The 24,996-nt window shown below is 71.3% G+C and carries 19 protein-coding genes; 11 read left to right on the forward strand and 8 right to left on the reverse strand.

The annotated features are described in order from the left end of the window. Positions 1–42: 42 nt before the first annotated feature. Positions 43–4,659: an ATP-dependent helicase gene (locus ABS642_RS19250; RefSeq protein ID WP_350351404.1), complete on the reverse strand. Its 4,617-nt coding sequence runs from the start codon at positions 4,657–4,659 to the stop codon at positions 43–45. A gap of 88 nt (positions 4,660–4,747) precedes the next feature. On the opposite strand from ABS642_RS19250, the gene ABS642_RS19255 reads away from it, so the two are divergent. After that, positions 4,748–5,158, forward strand: coding sequence for a DUF6157 family protein (locus ABS642_RS19255; RefSeq protein ID WP_350351405.1), 411 nt, complete (start codon positions 4,748–4,750; stop codon positions 5,156–5,158). Between the two features lie 9 nt (positions 5,159–5,167). Here the strand turns inward: ABS642_RS19255 and ABS642_RS19260 are convergent, their stop codons facing one another. Genes ABS642_RS19260 through ABS642_RS19275 form a run of 4 tightly spaced genes read right to left on the reverse strand, consistent with a single transcriptional unit; the run spans position 5,168 to position 10,546 of the window. Further along, complete coding sequence (locus ABS642_RS19260) at positions 5,168–6,493, reverse strand: CHAT domain-containing protein (RefSeq protein WP_350351406.1); 1,326 nt, start codon at positions 6,491–6,493, stop codon at positions 5,168–5,170. Further along, positions 6,487–8,142 (reverse strand): hypothetical protein, encoded by a 1,656-nt coding sequence (locus tag ABS642_RS19265; protein WP_350351407.1) that lies wholly within the window; start codon positions 8,140–8,142, stop codon positions 6,487–6,489. Before ABS642_RS19265 ends, ABS642_RS19260 begins: the two co-directional genes overlap by 7 nt. Next, positions 8,139–9,221: a hypothetical protein gene (locus ABS642_RS19270; RefSeq protein ID WP_350351408.1), complete on the reverse strand. Its 1,083-nt coding sequence runs from the start codon at positions 9,219–9,221 to the stop codon at positions 8,139–8,141. Before ABS642_RS19270 ends, ABS642_RS19265 begins: the two co-directional genes overlap by 4 nt. Further along, on the reverse strand, positions 9,218–10,546 hold the full coding sequence (locus ABS642_RS19275; RefSeq protein WP_350351409.1) for a hypothetical protein: 1,329 nt from the start codon (positions 10,544–10,546) through the stop codon (positions 9,218–9,220). The genes ABS642_RS19270 and ABS642_RS19275 overlap by 4 nt, the downstream gene beginning before the upstream one ends. A 90-nt stretch (positions 10,547–10,636) precedes the next feature. On the opposite strand from ABS642_RS19275, the gene ABS642_RS19280 reads away from it, so the two are divergent. After that, positions 10,637–11,926, forward strand: a complete 1,290-nt coding sequence (locus tag ABS642_RS19280; protein ID WP_350351410.1) for a PA2928 family protein — start codon at positions 10,637–10,639, stop codon at positions 11,924–11,926. On the opposite strand, the gene ABS642_RS19285 is transcribed toward ABS642_RS19280, so the two are convergent. After that, positions 11,923–13,620, reverse strand: a complete 1,698-nt coding sequence (locus ABS642_RS19285; protein ID WP_350351411.1) for an ABC-F family ATP-binding cassette domain-containing protein — start codon at positions 13,618–13,620, stop codon at positions 11,923–11,925. The two genes, ABS642_RS19280 and ABS642_RS19285, sit on opposite strands and share 4 nt — an antisense overlap. A 353-nt stretch (positions 13,621–13,973) precedes the next feature. On the opposite strand from ABS642_RS19285, the gene ABS642_RS19290 reads away from it, so the two are divergent. Continuing rightward, a complete protein-coding gene (locus ABS642_RS19290) occupies positions 13,974–14,219 on the forward strand; it encodes a hypothetical protein (protein ID WP_350351412.1) in 246 nt (81 codons plus the stop codon). On the opposite strand, the gene ABS642_RS19295 is transcribed toward ABS642_RS19290, so the two are convergent. Continuing rightward, positions 14,220–14,876, reverse strand: a complete 657-nt coding sequence (locus tag ABS642_RS19295) for an alpha/beta fold hydrolase (protein ID WP_350351413.1) — start codon at positions 14,874–14,876, stop codon at positions 14,220–14,222. It lies immediately after the preceding gene. A 70-nt stretch (positions 14,877–14,946) separates the two neighbouring features. Between ABS642_RS19295 and ABS642_RS19300 the strand changes: the two genes are divergently transcribed. From ABS642_RS19300 to ABS642_RS19330, 7 genes are all read left to right on the forward strand, one after another. Next, positions 14,947–15,552: a DUF4916 domain-containing protein gene (locus tag ABS642_RS19300; protein WP_282216162.1), complete on the forward strand. Its 606-nt coding sequence runs from the start codon at positions 14,947–14,949 to the stop codon at positions 15,550–15,552. A gap of 131 nt (positions 15,553–15,683) precedes the next feature. Then, positions 15,684–17,168 carry an APC family permease gene (locus tag ABS642_RS19305; RefSeq protein ID WP_350351414.1) on the forward strand — a complete coding sequence of 495 codons (1,485 nt, stop codon included), beginning with the start codon at positions 15,684–15,686 and terminating at the stop codon, positions 17,166–17,168. Between the two features lie 39 nt (positions 17,169–17,207). Then, positions 17,208–17,981, forward strand: a complete 774-nt coding sequence (locus ABS642_RS19310; protein ID WP_350351415.1) for a gamma-glutamyl-gamma-aminobutyrate hydrolase family protein — start codon at positions 17,208–17,210, stop codon at positions 17,979–17,981. A gap of 23 nt (positions 17,982–18,004) precedes the next feature. Then, positions 18,005–18,769, forward strand: coding sequence for a glucose 1-dehydrogenase (locus ABS642_RS19315; RefSeq protein WP_350351416.1), 765 nt, complete (start codon positions 18,005–18,007; stop codon positions 18,767–18,769). Continuing rightward, positions 18,766–20,139 (forward strand): glutamine synthetase family protein, encoded by a 1,374-nt coding sequence (locus ABS642_RS19320; protein ID WP_350351417.1) that lies wholly within the window; start codon positions 18,766–18,768, stop codon positions 20,137–20,139. The genes ABS642_RS19315 and ABS642_RS19320 overlap by 4 nt, the downstream gene beginning before the upstream one ends. Before the next feature lies 1 nt (position 20,140). Beyond that, the gene (locus ABS642_RS19325; protein ID WP_350351418.1) at positions 20,141–21,583 is read left to right on the forward strand and encodes an aldehyde dehydrogenase family protein; all 1,443 of its coding nucleotides are present in this window, start codon (positions 20,141–20,143) and stop codon (positions 21,581–21,583) included. A 14-nt stretch (positions 21,584–21,597) separates the two neighbouring features. Next, a complete protein-coding gene (locus ABS642_RS19330) occupies positions 21,598–22,320 on the forward strand; it encodes an FCD domain-containing protein (protein ID WP_282216168.1) in 723 nt (240 codons plus the stop codon). A gap of 36 nt (positions 22,321–22,356) precedes the next feature. Here the strand turns inward: ABS642_RS19330 and ABS642_RS19335 are convergent, their stop codons facing one another. Then, positions 22,357–23,424 (reverse strand): low specificity L-threonine aldolase, encoded by a 1,068-nt coding sequence (locus ABS642_RS19335; RefSeq protein WP_350351419.1) that lies wholly within the window; start codon positions 23,422–23,424, stop codon positions 22,357–22,359. 85 nt (positions 23,425–23,509) lie between these two features. Here ABS642_RS19335 and ABS642_RS19340 point away from each other — a divergent pair, with 85 nt between their 5' ends. Then, on the forward strand, positions 23,510–24,979 hold the full coding sequence (locus ABS642_RS19340) for an MFS transporter (protein WP_350351420.1): 1,470 nt from the start codon (positions 23,510–23,512) through the stop codon (positions 24,977–24,979). Positions 24,980–24,996 lie beyond the last annotated feature (17 nt).

Raw genomic sequence — 24,996 nt, forward strand, 5'->3', positions numbered from 1 at the left:
GTCAGGTCCCTTCTCGTACCAGATATGGTACCACTCCGAGGTTCAGACGGACTTGCGCAGGGTGTAACCGCGTGGGGTGGCGACGAAGCCGGCTTCCTGCAGCGCGAGCGCCAGATCCGTGCCGTAGACGCCCTCGCCGTTGATCTTCTCGACCGTGAGCGTATCGAGACGGCGGGCGCGGGCCGTCGCCGCGAGGTCGGATGCTGCGGCGCGCAGCACGTCGCCGTCGTCGGTGAACGAGATCACGGTGCGGCCGCCGCGCTCGAGATACAGCACGAGCGCGCCGTCGACGAGCACGACCAGACCGCCGGCCTTGCGCCCCGGCCGGTGCGACACCTCGTCGCGCTTGGGCCACCCGAGTGCGGCTCCGTAGGGGTTCGCCGGGTCTGTCGCGGCGAGAGTCACGGCGTTGCGCGGAGGCGGATCGGCGAGACCTGCATAGGTGCGCAGGCGGTCGACCGTGGCGGATGCCGCGAACTGCGCCGCGCCCAGCCGCTCGATCACGTAGCCGCGGCGGCAGTGGCCGGCCTCCTCGAAGCCGGCGAGCACCCGGTACGCCTGGGCGAATCCGCCGGGAACGCCTTCGGACTGCACGGCGCCTCGCGTGACGACGCCGTACCGGTCGAGCAGGAGTCCGGCGGTCACGGTCGCGCGACGGGCGGCATCCGTCTCGATCGTCGGCAGCAGCGACCAGCGGCCGCCGATCGAGGTGGGGCGCGGCGCGGTGCGGGTGAGCGACATGCCCCGGTAGGTGCGGGCACGGGGGGCGCGGCGCGTGACCTTGTGCGCCTGGGAGCCGCCGGCGAGCAGGGAGCGGATCGGTGCGAACGTGTCGTTCGTGACATGCCCCGACCAGGTGAGGTTCCACAGGGCTTCGAGCACGGACTGCTCGTTCTCGGCCGAGGCCATCTCCTTGAGCTGGCTCGCGAAGTACGCCCCGCCCGCCTGGAGCGCGGCGAGGACGCGCGCCTCCAGAGAGTCGGTCGCGATCTCGGCATCGGGCTCGGGGAGCGTGAAGGGCGCGAGGTCGGCCGGGTGCAACGAGACCCAGCCGTCGCGTCCGGGAAGCGTGCCGTGACCCGACCAGATCACCTCGCCGGCCGTCGTCAGCTCGTCGAGCATGGTGGGGGAGTAGTCGCGCACCCGCGACGGCAGCACCAGCGACTCCCAGGCGCTCGCGGGGATGGGCACGCCCGCGAACTGCTCGATTACGGTGAGCACGCCGTCGAGCCCCTCCAGGGGGCGCCCCAGGTGCTGCCAGTCGGGCAGGAAGCGCGCGTACGCATCGGGGGAGACCGGCTCGACCGATCCGCGGATCGCGGCGAGCGACCGCATGCGCAGCCGCCGCAGCACCTCGGTGTCGCACCATTCGATGTCGGAGCCGGAGCCCGCTGCCTCCGGCAGGAAGTAGCCGCTCGTCAGTCGGCCGGAGTTCTCGAGACGCTGGAGGGTGTGCCGGGCGACGGCCGAGCCGATGCCGAACCGGGTGGCGACGGCATCCGTCGTGAAGGGGCCGTGGGTGCGTGCGTGCCGGGCGACGAGATCGCCGAGCGGGTCGGCGATCGGCTCGAGGAACGCGACGGGGATGCCGGTGGGAAGAGCTGCGCCCAGGGCATCGCGGAGGCGTCCGGCGTCTTCGATCGCGGCGACGCGGCTCACCCCGCCGATCGTCACCGGGATCGCCCGCCGCGCCGAGACCAGGTCGTCGAGAAGCGCGGATGCCGAGGACGTGACGGTGTCGGGGTCGAGGCGTGCGGCGACCTCCTCGGCGTCGAGGGGGCCGAGCATGCGCAGGAGATCGGCGACGCCCTCGAGTCCGCGCGCCCGCCGCTCCGGGTCGAGGCGCTGCGCCTCGCGCTCGAACTGCGCGATCACGTCGGGGTCGAGGAGCTCCCGCAGCTCGACCGTGCCCAGCAGTTCGCCGAGCAGCGCAGGGTCGACCGAGAGCGCCGCGGCCCGGCGTTCGGCGAGCGGGGAGTCACCCTCGTACATGAACGCGCCGACGTAGCCGAACAGCAGATCGCGGGCGTAGGGCGAGGGCTGACCCGGCTGCGTCTCGACCAGGCGGATGCGCCGGTCGGCGATCGAGGTCGCGAGCTTGCGCAGCGACGGGAGGTCGTAGACGTCCTGCAGCACCTCGCGGAGCGTCTCGAGGATCACCGGGAACGTCGGATGCCGTCGCGCGACCTCGAGCAGCTGGGCCGAGCGCTGGCGCTGCTGCCAGAGCGGGCTGCGGCGGTTCGGGTTCGTCCGCGGCATCAGCAGGGCGCGCGCCGCGCACTCGCGGAAGCGGGATGCGAACAGCGCGGAGCCGCCGACCTCCTGCGTGACGAGGACCTCGAGCTCGTCGGGGTCGAACACGAACAGTTCGGCCCCGGGCGGCTCGGCTTCGGCATCCGGGATGCGCACGATGATGCCGTCGTCGCTCGCGACCGCGGAGCCCTCGACGCCGAGGCGCTCCCGCATGCGGGCGTTGATCGCCAGGGCCCAGGGTGCGTGCACCTTCATGCCGTAGGGCGAATGCAGGATGACGCGCCAGTCGCCGACCTCGTCGTGTCCGCGCTCGACGGTGAGCGTGCGATCGGTCGGCAGGGTTCCGGTCGCCTCGCGCTGCTCGGTGAGATGCGCCATGAGGTTGGTCCGCGCCTGCTCGTCGAGGCCGGCCTCGATCAGGCGCTGCGCCGCCTTCTCGGGGGTCGCCGCGGCGACCTCGCGGGAGAACTTCCCGAGCGCCTCGCCGAGCTCGAAGGGCCGCCCGATGCCGTCGCCGTGCCAGAACGGCACCTTGCCCGGCTGGCCGTATGCCGGGATCACGTTGACGCGGTCGTGGGTGATCTCGGCGATCCGCCAGCTCGTGGTGCCGAGCGTGAAGACGTCGCCGACCCGCGACTCGTAGACCATCTCCTCGTCGAGCTCGCCGACGCGGCGGCCGGCGCCCTCACCCGCGACGAAGACGCCGAAGAGGCCGCGGTCGGGGATCGTGCCGCCGCTCGTCACGGCGATGCGCTGTGCCCCCGGCCGCCCGGTGAGCGTGCCGGCATCGCGGTCCCAGACGAGCCGGGGCCGGAGCTCGGCGAACTCATCGGAGGGGAAGCGACCGGCGAGAAGGTCGAGCGTCGCCTCGTACGCCGAGCGCGGCAGCGACTGGAAGGGCGCGGAGCGGCGGACCGTCTCGAACCACTCCTCGACGCTGATGGCGCCGAGCGCGCTCGCCGCGACGGTCTGCTGGGCGAGGATGTCGAGCGGGTTGCGCGGCACCTGGATCGCCTCGATCCTGCCTGCGAGCATCCGCTCGGTGACGATCGCAGTGTGCAGCACGTCGCCGCGGTGTTTGGGGAACAGAGCCGCGCGGCTGATCTCGCCGACCTGGTGCCCGGCGCGGCCGACGCGCTGCAGGCCGGATGCCGCGGACGGCGGCGCCTCGACCTGGATCACGAGATCGACCGCCCCCATGTCGATGCCGAGTTCGAGGCTGCTCGTCGCGACGACGCAGCGCAGGACTCCGGACTTCAGTTCCTCTTCGACCTGGGCACGCTGCTCCTTCGAGACCGATCCGTGGTGCGCCTTGGCGAGCACCGGATCGGCGCCGGCGGTCGCTCCCGCCTGCGCCATCATCGCGGCAGGGACCGTGGCGGCAGGCAGTGCGGCCCCGATGCGCTCGGAGTAGATCTCGTTGAGGCGGCCGGTCAGCCGCTCGGCCAGACGCCGCGAGTTGGAGAACACGATCGTCGAGTTGTTCTGCAGGATGCGGTCGACGATCGCCTCTTCGACGTGCGGCCAGACGGAACCGGTGACCTCCGTGTACTCGGCGTCCTCCGTCGGCTGAGTCCCTGAGCTTGTCGAGGGGCCGGGCGGCGGAGGGGGATTGGTCATGTCGTCCATCGGCACGACCACCGAGAGCTCGAAGGTCTTGGAAGCCGGAGGGGCGACGATGTCGACGGGAGCCGAACCCCCGAGGAAGCGGGCGACCTCGTCGATCGGGCGCACGGTCGCGGACAGGCCGATACGCTGCGCCGCCGTCTCGTTGCCGTGCGAGGCGCGCAGGGCGTCGAGGCGCTCCAGGCTCACCGCGAGGTGCGCACCGCGCTTGGTCGCCGCGACCGCGTGCACCTCGTCGATGATCACGGTGTGCACGTCGCGCAGGGTCTCGCCGGCGCGACTGGTGAGCATCAGGTACAGCGATTCGGGGGTCGTGATGAGGATGTCGGGCGGATCGGAGACGAGCTTGCGTCGGTCGCTCGAGGTGGTGTCGCCCGACCGGACGCCGACCGTGACCGACGGAGCGGCCAGGCCGAGGCGTCGCGCGGACTGGCCGATGCCGATCAGCGGCGAGCGGAGGTTGCGCTCGACATCGACGCCGAGGGCCTTCAACGGCGAGATGTAGAGGATGCGGGTGCGCGAGGCATCCTTCTTGGGCTTCGACGGCTTCTCCTGGGTCCCTGAGCCTGTCGAAGGGTCGAGGCGCTCGCGGAACACGCTGTCGATCGCCCAGAGGAAGGCCGACAGGGTCTTTCCCGAACCGGTCGGTGCGACGACGAGCGCGTGCTTGCCGGCCGAGATCGCATCCCAGGCGCCGGCCTGCGCGGGCGTGGGCGCGGGGAACGCACCCCGGAACCAGTCCTGCGTGGCCGGAGTGAAGCGCTCGAGCACATCCCCCATCCGTCCATCTTCCCCGAGACCACCGACATCGGGGCGGGGATTGACGGAGCACTCGACGGATGTCCGACCTGTGCGCGATGCTGAGGCCATGGCGACGCACACGACGAACTATCGCGAGACCTTCATCGAGGTCGCAGAGGACTGCCCCACCGACCACGCGGAAGAGCCGCCGCTGGCGGAGTCGCCGTCGATCGCCGCCCTGCATCATCGCCTGATCGTGGAACAGCCCTACAGCCGCACCTCCGACGACGTGATCTTCGAGACGCATGCACGCCGGCGGGGCATCGCCGTCGACGACGCCGCGGCACGCGAGGAGTTCTTCTCGAAGGGGCAGCCGTGTCTGCGCTCCTCGCCCCTCGGCAAGCGCTACGGCTGGGGCATCCATCATGACGCCGAAGGCCGCGTGGCGCTCGTGCCACGCGAATCCGAGCAGTACGAGCTGCTCGCCGCCGACCCCGCGCTCGCCCACACGAAGGCGATGAGATCGAGACGGGTGTGAGAACTGCCGTCAGAGCCGTGCCGGTGCCGGGGCCCACGCGGTCGCGAACGCGGCCCAGATGATCGGCGAGTGACGAGGGTCGCCGGTCGAGGTCCAGAGTTCCCGCCGCTCTCGCTGCCAGGCTCCGAGCGCACTGATCGGGTCGTCCTGCTCGTGCGCTGCGTTCACGGCGACGATCGCCTCGGTCAGCATTCCCTCGGCGTGATCGCCGAGACCCGGCACGAGACGGCGCAGCCCCGCCTCCGTGGGCAGCGTCCATCGTGTGGCGGTCACGTACTCGGCGCCGCGGTGCAGGAAGGCGGCCACGAGTCCGGTCGGCTCGGCGAAGCGCAGGTCGGTCCCCGAGTCGCACGCGATCAGTGCCACCCGGTTCGGTGCGCGGAGAGGTGCGAGACCTGCTCCGCCCAGCGCGATCTCGGCGGCGGAGTACGGCCGATGCGCTCCGATGATCGGGGTGGTGCCCGGGGCATCCGCGCCGTCCGACAGATGCAGCCGTGCGTCCAGGGCGTGCGTCGAGGCGGTGACGTGCCCGACGTAGAGGAGTCTCCCCGCATCGACCACGGCATCCGCGAGAGCGAGCCGGCCGATGTCCGCCCGGCGGAAGGCCTCGCCGAACGGCACCCGCCGGGGTCCGAGGTCGGCGATCGCCCGCGCCAGTGGCGACCCCGCGGACACGGGACCCAGCACGCTCCCCAGCTCGCCGGTCGACGAGAAGCCGGGAACCACCGGATCCAGCACGGCCGCCACGGCCGACGAAGCCGACCACGGTGACACCGCCCTCGAAGCGTCGTTCCGCAGGGTCGCGGGCAGGAGCACCGAGACGTCGGCCATGTCGATGCCGCGCTCATCGCCCGCGGTGCTGATCAGCTCCCACGGAACCTGGGCGGTCGACGGCGACAGCTGAATGCGGAGATGCGGCCGCCTTCCCGCCTGCTCGAGCGCGTTCAGCTCGGAGCCCAGCCACTGCGGGACCAGCACGGAGGTCAGGAGCGCGGCGAGGGCCAGCTCGCGCTCGGGATCGAGCAGCGCACCATCCGTGAGTGCGCGCTGCAGCGCCTGAAGCCCGCTCTCGCCCGGGAGCGGGGAGGGCAACGCCTGCGCGAGCTCGTCCATGACGGGTGCGACATGCGCGCGCGGGACGATCGTCATCCGTGGCGAGCTGCGCTGGTGCTCCCACACCCAGCTCACGAGGAGGTCGTCGGCGTCGATGTAGCGCAGCCGGGCGGTCGGACGGACGCCGGGAGGCAGATCGGTCAGCACGGCATCGCCGTCGGTCCGCGTCATCGGCATCGGAGCGCCCAGCTGCGGGATATCGCGCCAGTTGCCGCTCACCACGCCGCCACCATCGTCGCTGAGCGCAGCGTCAGACCGTACTCGGCCTCCGCCGCGTCGATCCAGGCGTCGAGCACGGGAGCTGCCCCCGGCATCGCGACGACGCGCGGCGGCGGGGCGAACCGGACGGATGCCGTCGCCGACGCGCCGCCTGTCAGCCCGGCGGCCGCGGCGGGCAGCTCGTCGAGGTCGCCGGAAGGCGCGTCGGGGGCCGACGGGGGCTCAGGGATCGGGAAGGGCAGCAGTGCGCCGGCGGAGAGCGCGGTGTCGGCGGACTCGGCGACCGCCTGCAGCGTGACAGCGGCGGCCGCGTTCTCCACGAGCTCGAACAGCAGCGCGGCGTCCCCGAGCGTGCGCGCCAGCCGGAACGCCAGCTCGCGCGCGGGCGCCGCGACCTGCAGGCTCCAGCGTTCGCGCGTGCCGCCGGGGGCGAAGCCGTCGCGGAGCGCTTCGGTGACGAGCAGGACGGGGATGGCCAGATCCCGCGCCTTCTCCAGGCGCTGCATCCGCGACCGCGGGGTGAACGACATGGCGGCCCACTCGGCGTGCATCTCGGCGCGACGCAGATTCACCCGCGCCCGCTCGCTCGCGGAACGGGTGAGGTCGAGGGCCGCCCGGTAGGCCTCGTCGGCCGCCGGATACCGGTGTCGTGCCGACTCGGCGTCGCCCAGGAACGCCTGCGCCTCGAGTCGCTCGTGCACCGCGGCATCCTGTCCGAGGTCGGTCAGCAGGACGCGCAGGGTCTTGGCCGCCGCGCCGGCGCGACCGGCCTGCAGCTGCACGGCGGCGAGACCGGTGCGGCTGGCGGCGAGGCGCGTCTTCAGTCCGATCCGTCCGGCGAGCTCTGCGGCCTTCCGGAATCCGTCTTCGGCCTCGCGGTGCCGACCCGCCTGCATCGCCTCCCGCGCGAGGTTCTCGACCGCGAGCTGCCGGCCGGTGGCGTCGCCGCCGAGCTGCTGGGCGTGCTGCGCGAGCTGCAGATACTCCCGCGCGGCGGCATCGTCGCCGGTGCGCTGGGCGATCACGCCGAGGTTCGCGTACGCGTGTCCCGACAGCTCGGGGCCGACCGTCACGGCGATGGCCAGGCCGCGCTTCGCCTCGTCCTCGGCCTCCTGCAGGCGCCCGGTCATGATCAGCGCCGCGGTGCGGGCGTTGTGCACCGCGAAGGCGAGCAGGTCGCGCTGGTCGACCTCGTCTCCGGCAGGATCGTCGAGCAGCGCCTCGGCGTCGGCGATGCCGTCGAGCGCATCGTCGAGCCGGTCCATGAGCGTCAGGGTCTGCGCGCGCGACAGCATCCCGTTGATCTGCACGGTGCGGGTCGCACGTTCATCGCCGATGAGGGCGATGGTCTGCGCCGCGGCATCGAGCCCCTCGTCGGTGAGGCGGAGGGCGCCGTCGAGGTCCCCGCCGAACTCGTGGGCGGAGGCCAGATTCAACAGGGCTCGCGCGCGGAGGTCGAGCCCCTCGCCGTCGATGTCATCCACGCGCGTGAGCGCCACCGCTTCGCGCAGCTTCACGGCCCCTTCGTTGACACGCCCCTCGTGCAGCAGCATCGCGGCCGCGTTGTTGATGTCGCGCCCGGCCTTCCAGCGGGCCGTCGCCGGAAGGCGCCCGCGGATCGCGCTCGGCGGCCTGGCCTCCTCGTCGCTCACCGGCTCGCCCCTGCGCTGCGCTCTGCGAGCGATGCGCTCGGAGATTTGAGGCGATCGGCGGCGAACCGGATCACTCGCTCGCGGGCCTCGGCGCTCTCCGGCGCTCCCGGCGACGGCGCCAGCACCGGATCGTGGACCCAGAGCGTGCGTGCGCCCGGGGGGAGGAAGGCGACGGATGCCGGCACGCCGGCCTCGCCGGTGAATCCGGCGCCAGCGCGTTCGAGAGCGAGGTCGACCGCGGAATCCGACGGTCCGAACCGGGCCTCGAGCGTCGTCGCCGCGCCTTCGGCGTCGACGGCCGGGACCTCGACGTGCAGCGTCGTGCGGCCGTCGTGCTGCCGCAGCGACCAGCGCGCCTCGCCCTCGGCGTCGATCGACTGGGCGGGGACGTCGGCCCAGCGCACGGGAGCCGTCCCGCTGGCGAGCTCGATCCCGGCCGCGGAGGGGCCTGTACCGCCGGCGGCGAGCGCCCATTCCTCCCGGGCGATCATCGCCTCCTGGGCGGTCGTCACGGGGCGGAGGGCGACGCCGTGGTCCTCGGCCAACTCAGCCAGAGCGGTCGATACAGCCGCACCGTCGGCAGCGAGGGGCAGCGGCAGTGCCGCGAGGGCGGAGGCGGCATCGACCGCGTCCCGCAGGGCGTGCTCGACGGCTTCCTCGTCGTCGAGGAGATGCGAGACCGCGTGGCTCGTGAGCGCGATCTCGGCGGCGAGCAGGGCGGGGTCGAGGGCCGCGATCCGGGCGCTTGCCGGCCACCACGCGCGCGCCCAGGTCAGGTGCCCGAGTCGGAGCACCGCCTCGACGATGCCGGTTTCGGGTGCCGCGATCTCGACGACCGCCTCCGCGCCGGTCCGCGCGGCAGCGGCCACGGCCGGACCGTAGACGTCGGCGAGCCATCCGGCCGCCGCGTCGATGTCATGGATGTCCGCGTCCGGCCGCTGTGCTCCTGCGGTCGCGTCCCAGTGCAGCAGCGCGCCGGCGCCCTCGACGACGGCCGTCAGGAACGACGGGTCCTCGGCTGCGGCCACGCCGGACGAGACGTGTGCGACCCCGTCGCGCACCCGGATCAGCGTGCTCATGCCGCCTCCGTTCCGGTGCTCTCGAGTGCTCCGCGGCCCATCGCGACCTTCAGCCGCTGACGCTGATCCATCACGACCGAGCGGAGCACGCCGTCGAGCAGATCCCACAGATCGCCCGCCGCGATCGCCTGCTCGCGGAGCTCGCGGCCGTGCAGCCGCACCCAGAGCCGGCGCAGATAGCCGCGGCGCACGTCGCGGATGTCGGCGACGACGGATGCCGGCACCCCGCTGAACTCGACCGGCAGCCGCAGCGCGCGCCGCACATAGGCCTCACGTCGCCAGCGTGCGGCGAGTCGCCGGTGCGCCGCCGTCGCCTGCTGTGCCTCGCCGGCCTCCGCGGGATCGAGCCCACGACTCGCCTCGACGCCGAGCACCATCGCCACGCGGCTCTCCTCCTCGCCGAGCTCCCACGCGCGCGCCGAACGGAGGATCTCCTCTTCGACGAGTCCGCGGGCGTCGACGGCCAGATCGGGTGCAGCACCGCCGGCGAGCGCGGCGAACAGCCGCTCGAAGATCGAGCGGTCGAAGGGGAGTGGAAGATCGCGCTTCGACGCGGTCCCGCCCAGCGGCGGCAGCGGCGGCGCGGGGTTCCGTGTCAGGCCCAGCGCCCGGGCCGCGCCGTCGTCGTCGAGCGCGGCGGCGGCCGCCGACCCGGCATCCGCGTCGACCAGAGCGGCGAAGCGTCCGCCGTAGCCGTCACCGGTGCAGTCGTCCAGCGCGCCCGCGATCGCGTCGTCGGGGACGCGGCGCATCGGCGGAACCGGACGCGATGCCCAGGCCTGTGCGAGCTCGGCGGCCAGGCGCGGTGTCTGCTCCTCGTCGCGCAGCAGCTGCCGCACCTGCGCGAGCAGCGAGTCTCCGGACGCCTGTGCGATCTCGGACACGACCTCGAGGGCCACGGCATCCGCATCCGCGTTCGGGGCCCCCGCGTTGCGGGCGAGCTCGTAGCAGCGCTGGAAGTACTTCTCCTGCGGGTTGCCGTCGGTGATGCGCAGGCGCCGCCTGGCGGCCTTGAGCTCCAGGAACCAGGCGGATGCCGCGGCCAGCTCGACCCTGGCGGCGCGGATGCGGTCCCGGAGCTCGTCGGCGGCCTCAGCGGTCAGCGTGCCGCCGGCGAGCCCGGGATTCTGCACCGGACGGATCACCAGCGGGTCGAGGATCAGCTTCATCGTGCGCGCCAGCGGGCGGCCCGATCCGTTGCTGAACGGGGCGACGCCGTCGCCCAGCTCCTGCCAGGCCTGCGCGATCACCTGGGCCCGCGGATACAGCGCGACCACCGCATCGACGTCGGGGCTCACAGGCGTGAGCTCGGCAGGCGCACTCATGTCCGCCAGCCTATAGAGGGAGGGTCCGTTGAAGCGCGCGCGGCACAAACCCGTGATCGGGAGATCCGTGCGCCACGGGATCCTGGCGGCATGAACACCAACGAGTCGCGAGGGTATGTGTTGAACGGCACCCCGGTCCTGCCGCTGCAGTCGACGTCGCTGCCGACGCGAGGCCCGCGTGATCCGCGGAAGGTGCGCCGGCGCATCCGACTGCGGTTCCTCGGCTTCTTCCTGGCGCCGGCCCTCATCGGAGGGGTGATCGCCCTGGTCGCCTGGATCTCCACGCCGCCGACCCGCGATGTCGAGATCCTGCCGGGGTCCGCGGTCATCAGCATCGACGAGCAGGACGTGGCGGTCGTGGTCTACGCCGACACGTCCCGTCCCGGCATGTTCGAGCCCATCTTCCAGACCAGGGCGACGGCGATCCGCCTCAGCGACGGCAAGGCACTGTGGGACCAGCGGCTGAACGCGGAGCTCGCGAGCGAGGCGGCCACCCTGGCCGGCGACTCGTCGCGGGTCTACGTCGGCACCGACGAGGGCCTCGTGATCCTCGACGCGGCGACGGGGGCGATCGAGGCGCAGGGCACCGGCATCGCCGGGCTCGGCGCCGACGCGGTGCTCTCCGCGTCGGCCTACGGCTACGACGCGGAGGCGAACGCCGTCGTCGCACTCAGTGCGACCGGGGGATTCGTGCAGATCCCGGTGGGCGGGGTGGAGGCACAGCCGGCGGATCCCGCGGTGGCGAGCCGCTGGCAGGGCACGCTGAGCTCCTCGGCGTTCCTCGACACCTCCGCGCTCACGCGCCTCGTCGACGAGGCCATGGCTCCCGACGGCACGACCTTCACGATCGAGCAGCTCTCCGAGGCGGTGAGCCGAGACGCCCTGGTGATCGCCTCGTCCGACCAGCAGACCATCCGCCGCACGGAACTGGTCGACGCGGAGATCCTTCCCGAGACGGGTGTGGAGCCGCAGCTCGGCGTGATGCTCGACACCGGCCAGTTCCTCGAGGGCGACTTCACCGGCGTCGACCCCGACGACATCGAGGCTCTCCTCGAGGCGGCGAGCCGGATGACGGGAGAGGACATCCCGGCTCCGGCGGCATCCGGCTCCGGGTTCGTGCTCGTGCAGCATCGGGAGTCGGTGAACGCCGAGAAGACCCTGCTCAGCAGCGTCGAGATCGCCACCGGCCGCATCGTCGACACCGTCGAGATGGGAGCGGATGCCGTGCGCGCCGTCACCGGACCATCGGGGACGACGGCGGTGATCGCCCCCGCCCCCGATTCCTGGTTCCCGAACACCCTGCTCGTGCTGGACGAGGACGGCACGCTCCGGCCGGTCGGAGTGGGCGTCGTGCCGTGGTGGGTGGCTCCGTTGCGCTAGACCTCCCGCAGGGTGCCGCCGGCCTCGATCTCGAGCGTGAGATCGAGGTCGAGCCGCGCGAGGAACGCGTCGTCGTGGCTCACGACGAGCACGGCCCCGCGGTAGGCGCGCAGCGCCTCGACGAGCTGGTCGACCGTGTCGATGTCGAGGTTGTTCGTCGGCTCGTCGAGCACCACGAGGTGCGGCGGCGGATCCGAGAGCAGCAGCTTCGACAACGCGACGCGGAAGCGCTCGCCGCCGGAGAGCGCCGACACCGGGCGATCGGCCGTCGCCCCGCGGATCAGGAACCGGGCGAGCCGGTTGCGCAGCTCCTTCTCGGGCACCTGAGGCGCGGCGAGCGCGATGTTCTCGAACACCGAGCGGTTCTCGTCCAGGCCGTCGACCCGCTGCGGCAGGTAGCCGATCCGGTCGGTCGAGGCCGTTGCGACGAGACGCGGTGCAGTATTCAGCACATCCTCGTCGGATTCCGGCGGGTTCCGCGTATCGGCGCGGGCGTCCGGCTCCGCATCCTCCGTTCTTGCTGAATTGTGACCGGCCTCGAGCGCGGCGCCGGCGACCAGCCGCTCCAGCAGCGTGGTCTTCCCGGCCCCGTTCGGCCCGATCAGCGCCACCCGCTCCGGGCCCTGGATGACCCACGCCCGCTCCTCGTCGGCCAGTGTCGCGATCCGTCGCGACCGGGAGACCTGTGGATCGGGCAGCTCGATCTTCATCGACGCGTCCGAGCGCACGCGGTGTCCGGCCTCATCGAGGGCGGAGCGTGCGGCATCCTCCTTGGCTCCGACCTCGGTGCGCAGCCTTCCCGCCGACACCTCGGCCGCCATCTTGCGACCGTGCGCGACGATCTTCGGCACGCGCTTCTCGATCTCGGCCTTCTTCGCCGTGCGAGCGCGGTGCGACAGCTTCACCTCGGCCTCGATGCGCTGGCGCTTCTCCTTGCGGAACGCCTGCGCTGCGGTGACCTCGGCCTGCTTCGCGGCATCCTGCTCGTCGTCCAGCCAGGCGCGCCATTCGGAGTACGGGCCTCCGAAGACGCTCAGGGTCTGGGCGTAGAGCTCGGCGGTGTCGTCCATGAGCTCGAGCAGCGACAGGTCGTGACTGACCACGATGAGCGTGCCCTTCCAGCCCTGCACCATCGCACCCAGCTTCGCCCTGGCGTCGCGGTCGAGGTTGTTGGTCGGCTCGTCGAGGAGCGTGATCGGCGCACGACGCAGGCGGATGCCGGCGATCGCCACCAGCACCGCCTCGCCGCCCGAGAGCTCGCCGACCGTGCGGTCGAGGAAGTCCGGGGCGAGGCCCGCTTCGGCGAGAGACGCCTCGGCGCGCGCCTCGATGTCCCAGTCGTCGCCGACCGCGTCGAAGTGCGCCGGGTCGACATCGCCGGCGCTGATCGCGCGCACCGCGTCGAGTGCCTCGGACACACCGAGGAGCTCCGCGACACGGCGATCGACGTCGAGCGTCAGCTGCTGCGGGAGGTACGCGACCTCGCCGGATGCCGCGACGACGCCCGATGTCGGTTCGAGTTCGCCGGCCATCAGACGCAGCAGCGTCGACTTGCCTGCGCCGTTGCGGCCGACGAGTCCGGTGCGTCCAGAGCCGAAGGCGCCGGAGAGGCCGTCGAGCGCTGTCGAGCCGTCCGGCCAGGTGAGGGTGAGCCGGTCGAGAGTGACCGACGCGTGAAGGGTGGGTTGTGACATGGGGATGTCTCCTGTCGAGTGCGAGGGTGCACTGACACCGGACCTCGGTCGCGACCCGCGAGGGGTCGGAGCGGAGGCGGAATGTCCTGGAGAGGCGGGAGGATCCCGGAACGGGATGGTCCCTGAAGGAATGGTCCCTGAACGGGATGGATCCCTGAGCCTGTCGAAGGGTCGTCGGGTCAGCGCGCGAAAAGAGGAGCGCGGAGGCGACGGATCAGATCAAAGGACTTCCAGACACGGCGGACAGGACGGATCGACGATACCCGGGCGTGTCGCGACGCGCAACCCCGGGCGTGTCGCGGGTCCGTCGTGCGGGGGATGTGGCGTGAGGCCCGTCGCCGTACCGTGAGCGCATGGAAGAAGACGGGCGCAGCAGCCCTCCGCGATCACTGGAAGGCGTCGGCATCGGACTGGCGCTCGGCGTGGGCATCGGCGTCTCGCTCGGTGTCGCCCTGGAGAACTGGGGCCTCGGCCTCGGCATCGGGGTGGCGATCGGGGTCACGTTCGCCATCGCGTTCAGCGCGCGCCCGAACACGAAGCCCGGTACGGCGGCGGACCCGGAAGACCCTGCGAGCGACGACGGCCGCCCGACGCCGTGATCAGGGCGTTTCGATCCCGTCGAGCCACTTCGTGAGGAAAAGGCGCACATCGGCGAGCTCCTCCTCGGAGATGCTGTGCGTGAGGCCCGTGTAGACCCGGCCGGAGAGCTCGGAGTGGTCGGGCAGCCACTGCGCGGTGTGGTCGATCAGCGCGGGCGGGATGACGTCGTCGTTCGTTCCTCGGCCCCAGAACACCGCCGGCCGGAGTTCGCGCAGCTCCTCGTCGTGCGGCAGATCGCCCGGCGAGGCGTAGCCGCTCAGTGCCACGATCGCGCCGAAGCGTCCCGGTTCGAGACGGAGGGCCTGCAATGCGACAGCGGCCCCCTGGGAGAAGCCGAGCAGCGCGACCGACGGTGCGTCGCCGGCCACGGCGTCGAGCCAGCGCAGGAAGGCGTCGGCGGCTGCGGTCACCGCGTCGGGGCTGCGTCCGTCCAGGCCCTCGATCGGATACCAGGAGCGCCCCGGCATCGGCCACGGCGGCGCCAGCGGGGCGGCGACGGATGCCACGGCGATGCCCGCCGGGAGGTAGGGGACGAGGCCGAACAGGTCGTGCTCGTCGGCGCCGTAGCCGTGCAGCAGCACCAGCAGCGGCATCCGCCCTCTGTCGGCGGACGACCATCTGGTCGCCGCATCGTCGATCGTCAGGTTCTCGCTCACACCGATATCCTGCCAGCGGATGCCGACACGTCCACCCCGCACGGTCAGGCGCGGCTGGTAGAAAGGACACATGTCCGTCCGCACACCTGATCCCGACCCGGAACCCGAAGACGACGGTCTCGGCGCCTTCCGCGATGCGAATCCGTCGGCACCCGGCTCGAACCCCGGGTGGCTGAGCGACATCGAGCTCGAAGAGGCGCGGCGGCATCTGCCGATGCTCTACGTCGAGGCGATCCCGGTGCGCACCGACGGTTCCGGTCAGGTCACCGAGGTCGGCATCCTGCTGCGCTCGACGCCGATGGGTGAGATGACGCGCACGATCGTCTCCGGTCGCGTGCGCTTCGGCGAGACCATCCGCGACGCGCTCTTCCGTCACGTCGAGAACGATCTCGGCCCGATGGCGTTCCCGCTCCTTCCGCCGCAGCCGCTGCCGTTCACGGTGGCCGAGTACTTCCCCATCCCGGGAGTGAGCGCGTACCACGACGACCGTCAGCACGCGGTATCGCTGGCGTTCGTGGTGCCCGTGACCGGCACGTGCGAGCCGCGTCAGGACGCGCTCGAGGTGACCTGGTTCCCGCCCGAGGCTGCGGCATCCGACGCGGTCGCCGCCGAGATGGAGGGCGGCCGCGGCACGCTCATCCGCCTGGCTCTCGCGAACCTCGGACTGCTCCGCTAGACCCCCGCACGCCGACTGCCGGCATGCCCCTCGCGTGATGTGAAGGGGCCTCTTCGGCGTGCGACTCTTGCGCTGGCTGGACTAATGGGCTAGAAAGTAGACCATTAGTCCAATCGGCAAAGGATGTTCGCATGGATGCTTCGACAACGACGTCGCACAGCGCAGGAACAGCACAGGACCGCAGCCTCCGCGGAAACCTCGGGGCGGTCTCGGTCACCTTCATGGTGATCGCCGCGGCCGCACCGCTCACGGTGGTCGGCGGCCTCGTGCCGATCGGCTACCTCGTGGGGAACGGCATCGGATTCCCGGTCATGTTCCTCGTCGCCACCGTGATCCTGCTGCTCTTCTCGGTGGGTCTCACGGCGATGAGCCGCTATCTCCCCAAGGCGGGATCCTTCTTCGTCTTCGCCACGCATGGACTCGGCCGTACTCCGGGCCTCGCCACGGCGTACCTCGCCCTCATCTGCTACACGACCGTGCAGATCGCGGTGTTCTCCTACCTGGGGGCCACGATCAGCTCCAGCATCGCCCTCCTGGGCGGCCCCGAGATCCCGTGGTGGCTGCTCACGCTCGCCACCGTCGCGATCGTCGGCGCCCTCGGGTACCGGCAGATCGAGCTCAGCTCCCGCGTGCTCGTGGTCGTGCTGCTCGCCGAGATCGGCATCGTCGTGCTGCTGGGCGTCGTGATCCTGCTCACCGGGGGAGCGGATGGCGTGACCTTCGGCTCGTTCCTGTTGCAGAACGTGCTCTCGGGCGCCCCCGCTCTCGGCCTCATGTTCGCCATCGCGAGCTTCATCGGGTTCGAGTCGACGGTCGTCTACCGTGACGAGGTGCGCACGCCGGAGCGCACGATCCCGCGCGCCACCTACGCCTCCGCGATCGTCATCGGCGTGTTCTACGCGTTCGCCGCCTGGGCGATCGTGATCGGCGTCGGCGAAGGCGCGATCATCGACGAGGCGGCCGCCGACCCCACGACGCTGATCACCCGCGTGACCGAGCAGTACCTCGGCCCGGTCGGCTCGATCGCCGTCGCCGTCCTGTTCCTCGGCAGCATGTTCGCGGCGGTCCTCTCGCTGCACAACGTGCTGACCCGCTACCACCACGCGATGGCCAACGCCCGCGTGCTGCCGCACCGCGTCGGCGCCGTGCACTCGCGCCACGGTTCGCCGCACGTCGCCTCGATCGTGCAGGTGGCGACCTCCGGCCTCGCGATCATCGTGCTCGCGCTGATCGGCTTCGCGCCGGAGAACATCTTCGCCTGGTTCGCCGGCATCGGGACGCTCGCGATCGTCATCCTCATGGCGGTCACCTGCCTCGCGGTCGTCGTGTACTTCGGCCGCACGCGCCAGCTGCGGAGCCCGTGGCACACCGTGATCGCTCCCGTCCTGGGCTTCCTCGGGCTGGCCGTCTCCGCCGTGCTCATCGCCGCCAACTTCCCGCTGCTCGTGAGCGACGTCGACGCCGACGGGAACCCCGCCTGGGGGCCGATCAGCGTCACGCTGGTGGCCGTCGTCGTCCTCGCTCCCGTGATCGGCCTCGTGCAGGCCGCCGTCATGCGGGCGAAGGCCCCCGAGGCGTACGCGCAGATCATGCGCCGCTTCGACGAGAACGCCTGACCCACGACCCCGCCCCGACCCCGACCACGCAGACGAAGGATGGACATCATCGGCACTTCCGCCCTGGCCCGCCCCCTGATCGGCATCTCCGGTCGACGACTGCGCGGTGCCGCGATCGGCGCACCGCACGGCTTCGCCGACGCGCCGCTCGAGGCATATCTCAGCGAGTACTCGACATCCGTCCTCCGTGCCGGCGGCCTGCCGGTGCACCTGCCCATGGATGCTGCGCCGGCGGAGCTCGTCGAGCGCCTCGACGGCGTCGTGATCGTCGGCGGCGACGATGTGGACCCGCGTCGCTACGGTCGGACGCCGGGGCCCTTCACACCGCTGATCGACCCGCAGCGAGATGAGTTCGAGGCCGGACTCATCGAGGCCGCGATCGACGGGGCCGTCCCGTTGCTCGGCGTCTGTCGCGGCGCCCAGCTCCTCAACGTCGTCCGCGGCGGCACGCTCCACCCGCACCTCGCTCACGGCGAGGGAGAGTCGCACGGCTCGTACGCCTACCCCCGTGCGCACCGCGTGCACGAGGTGCGCACGGCGGCGGGCAGCGTCGCGCACGCCTTCTACGGCGAGACGACGCGGGTCAACTCGTTCCACCATCAGGCCGTCGACGTGCCGGGGACCGGGATCGTGGTGACCGGCTGGGCACCGGACGGGATCGTCGAGGCCATCGAACTCGAAGGCCTCCCGGTCGTCGGGGTGCAGTGGCACCCCGAGGTCTTCGACACCGATCCGATCTTCGACTGGCTGGTCGATCAGGCATCCGCCCGCGCGACGCTCGCCGTCGTGTCCGCAACGCAGAACGTCGCCTAGGCGTCACCGAACAAGGAGAAGAAATGCGACACGCAGACAAGAACGCCTTCATCACCGGCGCAGGCTCCGGGATCGGCCGCGAGACGGCCCTCCGCCTCGCGAGCGAGGGCGCCCGGGTTCTCGTCACCGACGTCTCGGCAGACGGTGCGGCCGAGACCGTGCGCCTCATCGAGGAGGCCGGCGGCACCGCCGTCGCCGCCGTCGTCGATGTGCGGTCGCGGGACCAGATCCGCGCCGCCGTCGAACGCGCCCGCGAGGAATGGGGAGCGCTGCACCTGCTGATCAACAACGCCGGCGTCGTGACGGAGCACTCGTTCGAGACCCTCACCGAGGAGGCATGGGACTTCGTCTTCGACATCAACCTCAAGGGCCAGTTCCTCGTCGCCCAGGAGGTCGCCCCGCTCATCGCCGAATCCGGCGGCGGCGCGATCGTGAACCTCTCCACGGTCGAGGCCCTCGTCGTCGTGACGAGCACCGGCACCGCGCAGCCGCACTACAACGCGAGCAAGGGCGGAGTGCCCATGCTCACCAAGGCTCTGGCGGTCGAGCTCGCCGCGAAGAACATCCGCGTCAACTGCGTCGCGCCCGGTCCCATCGCCACCGACTTCTTCGACTACGAGAGCGTCACGAGCGACGAGGCGCTCGAGTTCATGAAGCAGCGCCTCCTCGTGCCCCGGGTCGGGCTCCCCGCCGACATCGCGTCGGCCGTATCCTGGCTGCTCAGCGACGAGGCGTCCTGGATCGACGGCATCCAGCTCCCTGTCGACGGAGGGTGGCTGACACGATGATCGATGATGTACGCCTCGCGCCCGAGGAGCTCGAGGCCGCCGGCATCCGCACGGTGATCGTCGCGACGCCCGACATGCAGGGTCGCCTCGTCGGCCGGCGCATCCCCGTCGAGGGGTTCGGTCGTGTGGTCGAGAACGGCGTCGACATCTGCACCTGCGCGTGGTCGTGGGACATCGAGCAGGGCCTCGAGCTGATCGACGCCAACCGGTTCGCCCTCTGCGGCATGCACAACGGCGTGCCCGACGTGACGCTCATCCCCGATCTCGAGACGCTCCGCCCCGCGGCGTGGCTCGACGGTGTCGCGATCTGCCTCGCCGACCCGGTCGACGTGCATTCGCACGAGCCCCTGCCGATCTCGCCCCGCGTGCTCCTGAAGCAGGAGCTCGCGCGCCTCCGGGAGAGAGGACTCACCCCGCTCGCGGGGACCGAGCTCGAGTTCTACCTGTTCCGCAACGACCCTCGGGAGCTTCGTCGTTCGGGCTTCCGCGACCTGGACCCGACCACGCTCACCCCCTCGGACTTCCTGATCCACGAGGGGAACCTCTACGAGCCGTTCTTCCAGAAGCTGCGCTCCGACCTCCGAGCCAGCGGCATCCTCGTCGAGACCGCGCAGAGCGAGTGGGGACTCGGGCAGTGGGAGATGACGTTCGAGTACGGGGATCCGCTGGAGATGGCCGACCGGCACGCGCTCTACAAGCTCGCCGTGCGCGACACCGCGGCGCGCGCCGGCATGTCCGCGACGTTCATGGCCCGGCCGCTCAACGACCAGCCGGGGTCGTCCTGCCACGTGCACGTGTCGTTCGTGGACGAGCAGGGCACGGCGGTGTTCTGGGACGAGTCGGCCGACGATCACCTCAGCGGGCGGATGCGGGCGGCGATCGCCGGGGCGCTCGAGCACGCGCCCGCACTGATGGCGTGGTACGCCCCGACCGTGAACGCCTACCGTCGCAGCAACTCCGCCGACGTGGCGGGGAACGGGCGCACCTGGGGCTTCGACAACCGCACGACGACCGTGCGCGTGGTCGGGCACTCGCCGAAGGCGCTGCGGTTCGAGTTCCGTCTCCCCGGGGCCGACACGAACCCGTACTTCACCCTCACCGGGCTCCTGGCGTCGGCGCGCGACGGCATGGACAAGGACACCGCGCTCGCGGACCCCGTGACCGGCAGCGCCTACGACTTGCCCGGTGACGGAGCGATGCCCGCGGATCCACGTCAGGCGAGCATCCTGTTCGGTGAGAGCGCGCTGGTGCAGGAGCTGCTCACGCCCGACGTCATCTCGCACCAGCAGGTGCTGCTCGAGCACGAGTGGGCGACGTTCATGTCCCGGGTCACGGACTGGGACCTGCACCGCTACTTCGATCGGATCTGACATGACCTACCCCGCCCTGCGCACCTGGATCGGCGGCGTCGCCGAGGAGAGCCCCGAGAGCGACGGCACGTGGCTGCACGACCCGAACACGGGGGAGAGGCTGGCCGCCTCTGCGTCGAGCACGCTCGATCAAGTCGACCGCGCCGTGGCCGTTGCGCAGGAGGCGCACGACGACGCGCGCTGGCGCGGCCTCGCGCCGGAGCGCCGGGCCGAGAAGCTCATCGCCCTCGCCGACTGGCTGGACGAGCGCGCCGAGGAGATCGCCCGGCTGGACGCCCTCAACAGCGGAGTCCCGATCTCGATCACACGACTGTTCGGCGGGGCGAACGGTGCGACGCTGCGGGATGCCGCGCGGCGAGCGGTGGAGGTCGGCGATGTGCGCGACCTGCCCTCCGCGCAGGGCGGCGTGCGACTGCACCGGGTGCCGTGGGGACCGACCGCGCTGATCCTGCCCTGGAACGCTCCTTCGGCCATGGCCGTCAAGAAGACGGCGTTCGCGCTCGCGGCAGGAGCGACACTGGTGCTGAAGCCCTCGTCGTTCTCGCCGTGGAGCGCTCAGCTCCTGCTCGAGGGCGTGCACGCGGCGGGCATCCCCGACGGGGTGGTCGGGCTCGTGCAGGGCAGCGGAGGGATCGGGCGCGCCCTGGTCGCCGACGAGCGGATCGCCGCGATCTCGATGACGGGATCCACGCCGACGGGCCGGGCGATCGCCGCGACGGCCGCCCCGCGCTTCGCCCGGCTCCAGCTGGAGCTCGGCTCCAACAACGCGGCGATCGTCCGTACGGATGCCGACCTGGAGGCTGCGGCGAAGGCGCTGACCGACGGGGTTCTCAAGCTGTCAGGTCAGTGGTGCGAGGCGCCGCGGCGCGTGCTCGTCGACCGGGAACGTCGCGACGAGCTGGCGGCATTGCTGATCGCCGAGTTCGGGCGGCGCGTGATCGGCTCGAGCCTCGACGATGCGACCGAGATGGGGCCCGTCGCCTTCGCCGCCCGCCGCGATGAGCTCGCCGCGCAGCGGGACCGGCTGGCGGATGCCGGAGCCGAGGTGCTGAGCGTCTCGCGGATCCCGGCGCAGGGGTGGTTCTTCGCGCCGACGGTGGCAGTGCTCGACGGCCCGGGTCTCGCCGACGAGGTGTTCGGACCGATGCTGCTCGTGGGCGGGTACGCCGACGAGGACGAAGCCGTCGCCCTCGCGAACACCGGCCAGGTCGGGCTCGCCGGCTACGTCTTCGGCGCGGACGAGGAAGCTGCGGCCGCACTCGGCACCCGGCTCGTCGCGGGAGAGGTCAAGGTCAACGGCACGAGCGTGCTCGACATGTCGCCGGAATCGGCGCAGAGCTTCTTCGGCGCGAGCGGTCTGGGCGGGCACGGAGACGCCGATGTGCTTGACTTCTTCGTGGGGAAGCAGGTCGTGGGCTCCGATCGCCCAGGGCTCCCCCTCTGATCGGAGGAGTGCGGATGAGCGAGCGTGACGACGCGCCGCACGACTTCTCCCGTGCCGTGCTGCAGCCCGTGTCCGGGTACCAGGCCGTCGCCGGTTTCCTCCGGCGCGAGATGGCGCTCGGACGCATCCGGCCCGGCGATCGGCTTCCGCCGGAGCGGCGGCTGTCCGAGCAGCTGGGCGTCTCGCGTGAGACCCTCCGGCAGGCCCTGCGCATCCTCGAGGGGAGCGGTCAGATCGTGATCTCGCGCGGCGCGTCCGGCGGGGCGATCGTGCAGGATGCCGCACTCGACCCGCGGCTCATCCGCGAAGAGGTCCGCACGCGCTCGGGCGAGATCGGCGAGCTCACCGAGTTCCGCGCGATCGTCGAATCCGGCGGGGCGGCCCTGGCGGCTGTCCGCCGCAGCGACGACGATCTGGAGGCGATGGCGCAGGCTCAGCGCGACCTCGCCGAGGCTGCCACGAAGGCGGAGTCGCGCATCGCCGACACGGACTTCCACATCGCGCTCGCCGAGGCGTCGGGCAATTCCTTCGTGCGCGACGCGGTCGAGGAGGCGAGGGTGCGGATGTTCGAGCCCGTCGACCTGATCAGCTTCGACTTCGTCAAGGAGTCGAGCTGGGACGCGCACGAGCAGATCCTCGAGGCCGTACGCCGTGGCGATGCCGCAGCGGCGGATGCCGCGATGCGCGCGCATCTGCAGACGACGCGCGAGGAATTCACCCGCGTCGTCGAATCCTGACGCGCGGGGGAGTCTCCGGGCGCGTGAGCCGCGCGCTCAGGCGCTGGTGAGGCGCGACAGTTCCGCCACGAAGGCGTCGACGTCGGACTCCTCGGTGTCGAAGCTGCACATCCAGCGCACCTCGTTGCGTGCGGCATCCCAGTCGTAGAAGCGGAAAGACTCGCGCAGGCTGTCGGCGACGCCGTCGGGCAGCGTCGCGAAGACGCCGTTCGACTGGGTCGGCTGGGTGAACGAGACACCGGTGATCGAGCCGTCGGCGATGCCCGCCTCGACGGATGCCCGGAGTCGAGCCGCCATCGCGTTGGAGTGCCGCGCGTTGCGCAGCCACAGGTCACCCTCGAGCAGCGCGATCAGCTGTGCCGAGACGAAGCGCATCTTCGAGGAGAGCTGCATGTTGAACTTGCGTGAGTAGATGAGGCCGTCGGATGCCGCGGGGTTCAGCACGACGACGGCCTCGCCGAGCATCGCGCCGTTCTTCGTGCCGCCGAAGCTGAGCACGTCGACGCCGGCGTCGCGTGTGAAGGCGCGCAGGGGCAGGTCGAGGGCCGCGGCCGCATTCGACAGACGCGCACCGTCGAGGTGCAGCTTCATGCCGCGCTCGTGGGCGTGGTCGGCGATCGCGCGGATCTCCTCGGCCGTGTAGAGGGTGCCGAGCTCGGTGGACTGCGTGATCGAGACGACGAGCGGCTGCGCGCGGTGCTCGTCGCCCCAGCCCCATGCCTCGAGATCGATGAGCTCGGGGGTGAGCTTGCCGTCGTCGGTGGGGACGGTGAGCAGCTTGAAACCGCCGATCTTCTCGGGGGCGCCGCCCTCGTCGACGTTGATGTGCGCGGTCGAGGCCGCGATCACCGCACCCCAGCGGGGGAGCATCGACTGGAGGCCCGTGACGTTCGCGCCGGTGCCGTTGAATACCGGGAAGGCCTGTACGCCTTCGCCGAACTGCGCCTGGAAGACCTCCTGCAGGCGCACGGTGTAGGCGTCCTCGCCGTAGGCCACCTGGTGGCCCCCGTTCGCCGCGGCGATGGCCGCGAGGACCTCGGGGTGGATGCCGGAGTAGTTGTCACTGGCGAATCCCCGGATCGCGGGGTCATGCGTAAGGCTCACCGCACAAGCCTATGTCCCTGACGGGCACCGTCGGGCACGGCCGAGGGGGTTCCGGATGTCGGAGGGGGCACCTACCCTCGGAGACATGGAGCGCACCGCAGCGAAGACCGCATTCGCCAACGTCCTCGTCAACACGCTCATCGCGAACGTGACGACGAGCTTCCTGTGGTTCGCGCTCACCTTCTGGGTGTATATCGAGACCCAGTCGGTGCTCGCCACAGGCATTATCGGCGGTGCTTACATGCTCTTCATCGCGTTCTTCGCGATGCTGTTCGGCACGATCGTCGACCGGCACCGCAAGCACACGGTCATGCTGCTGTCGAGCGTGATCTCGGCTGTGGCCTTCCTCATCGCCGGCGTCCTCTACGTCTGGCAGGGCGAGGCGCCTCTCCTCGATCTCGGCGGGCCCTGGTTCTGGCTCTTCTCCGGGTTCATCCTGTTCGGCGGGGTGATCGAGCAGCTGCGCAACATCGCGCTGTCGACCACGGTCACGCTCCTCGTGCCGGAGGAGAAGCGCGCGAACGCCAACGGCCTCGTCGGCACGGTGCAGGGCCTCGCGTTCCTGGTGACCAGCGTGTTCTCCGGACTGTCGATCGGGTTCCTCGGCATGGGATGGACTCTCGCGATAGCGATCGCGGCGATGGCCGTCACGTTCGCTCACCTGTTGTTCATCCGTATCCCGGAGGGCACGCCGGAACCTGATCCGAACGGCAAGAGCGCGTTGGACTTCCGCGGCAGCGTGCAGGCGATCAGGCTCGCGCCGGGGCTGTTCGCCCTGATCATCTTCTCGACGTTCAACAACCTCATTGGCGGCGTCTACATGGCGCTGATGGACCCGTACGGGCTCACGCTGTTCGACGCGCAGACCTGGGGCTTCGCCCTGGCCTTCGCCTCGACCGGGTTCCTGATCGGCGGCGGCCTCGTCGCGAAGTTCGGCCTCGGACGCAAACCCGTACGCACCATGCTGCTCGTCGTCATCGCGATGGGACTGCTCGGCGCGGTCTTCATGCTGCGCGAGTGGTGGCCGCTCTACGTGATCGGCATGTGGCTGTACATGGCCCTCGTCCCACCGGTCGAGGCCGCGGAGCAGACCGTGATCCAGAAGGTCGTGCCGTTCGAACGCCAGGGAAGGGTGTTCGGTGTGGCCGCGGCCATGGAGGCGGCGGCAGCTCCGATCACCGCGTTCCTCATCGCGCCGCTCGCCGAGTTCCTCATCATCCCGTACATGGACAGCTCCGCGGGGCAGCAGCAATGGGGCTGGTTGCTCGGCGAGGGCGAGGCGCGGGGCATCGCCCTGATCTGCCTGTTCGCCGGGCTGATCATGGTGGTCGCCGCGACGCTGGCGTTCTTCACGCGCTCGTATCGCCACCTCACCGAGCTGTACGCCACGGCGCCCGATCCCAAGCCGGAAGACGAGGATGCGGACGGTGCGGACGAGGACCGGGCGCGTGCCGAGGCTGCGGATGACGCCGAGAATCGGGATGCCGACGATCGAGTCTTCGATGCGCCTCCGCCTGTGCGCGGACTGCCGCCGGAGATTCCGGAGCGCCGCTAGACACGCCGCCGCAGGGC

The organism is Microbacterium sp. A8/3-1, assembly GCF_040267695.1.
Classification (GTDB): domain Bacteria; phylum Actinomycetota; class Actinomycetes; order Actinomycetales; family Microbacteriaceae; genus Microbacterium; species Microbacterium luteolum.

Coding starts and splice junctions, on each gene's coding strand:
- ABS642_RS19280 (WP_350351410.1), top strand. CDS start 10,637: ATGAACACCAACGAGTCGCGAGGGTATGTGTTGAACGGCACCCCGGTC.
- ABS642_RS19270 (WP_350351408.1), bottom strand. CDS start 9,221: ATGAGCACGCTGATCCGGGTGCGCGACGGGGTCGCACACGTCTCGTCC.
- ABS642_RS19310 (WP_350351415.1), top strand. CDS start 17,208: ATGGACATCATCGGCACTTCCGCCCTGGCCCGCCCCCTGATCGGCATC.
- ABS642_RS19275 (WP_350351409.1), bottom strand. CDS start 10,546: ATGAGTGCGCCTGCCGAGCTCACGCCTGTGAGCCCCGACGTCGATGCG.
- ABS642_RS19320 (WP_350351417.1), top strand. CDS start 18,766: ATGATCGATGATGTACGCCTCGCGCCCGAGGAGCTCGAGGCCGCCGGC.
- ABS642_RS19315 (WP_350351416.1), top strand. CDS start 18,005: ATGCGACACGCAGACAAGAACGCCTTCATCACCGGCGCAGGCTCCGGG.
- ABS642_RS19250 (WP_350351404.1), bottom strand. CDS start 4,659: ATGGGGGATGTGCTCGAGCGCTTCACTCCGGCCACGCAGGACTGGTTC.
- ABS642_RS19325 (WP_350351418.1), top strand. CDS start 20,141: ATGACCTACCCCGCCCTGCGCACCTGGATCGGCGGCGTCGCCGAGGAG.
- ABS642_RS19300 (WP_282216162.1), top strand. CDS start 14,947: ATGTCCGTCCGCACACCTGATCCCGACCCGGAACCCGAAGACGACGGT.
- ABS642_RS19255 (WP_350351405.1), top strand. CDS start 4,748: ATGGCGACGCACACGACGAACTATCGCGAGACCTTCATCGAGGTCGCA.
- ABS642_RS19330 (WP_282216168.1), top strand. CDS start 21,598: ATGAGCGAGCGTGACGACGCGCCGCACGACTTCTCCCGTGCCGTGCTG.
- ABS642_RS19290 (WP_350351412.1), top strand. CDS start 13,974: ATGGAAGAAGACGGGCGCAGCAGCCCTCCGCGATCACTGGAAGGCGTC.
- ABS642_RS19340 (WP_350351420.1), top strand. CDS start 23,510: ATGGAGCGCACCGCAGCGAAGACCGCATTCGCCAACGTCCTCGTCAAC.
- ABS642_RS19285 (WP_350351411.1), bottom strand. CDS start 13,620: ATGTCACAACCCACCCTTCACGCGTCGGTCACTCTCGACCGGCTCACC.
- ABS642_RS19305 (WP_350351414.1), top strand. CDS start 15,684: ATGGATGCTTCGACAACGACGTCGCACAGCGCAGGAACAGCACAGGAC.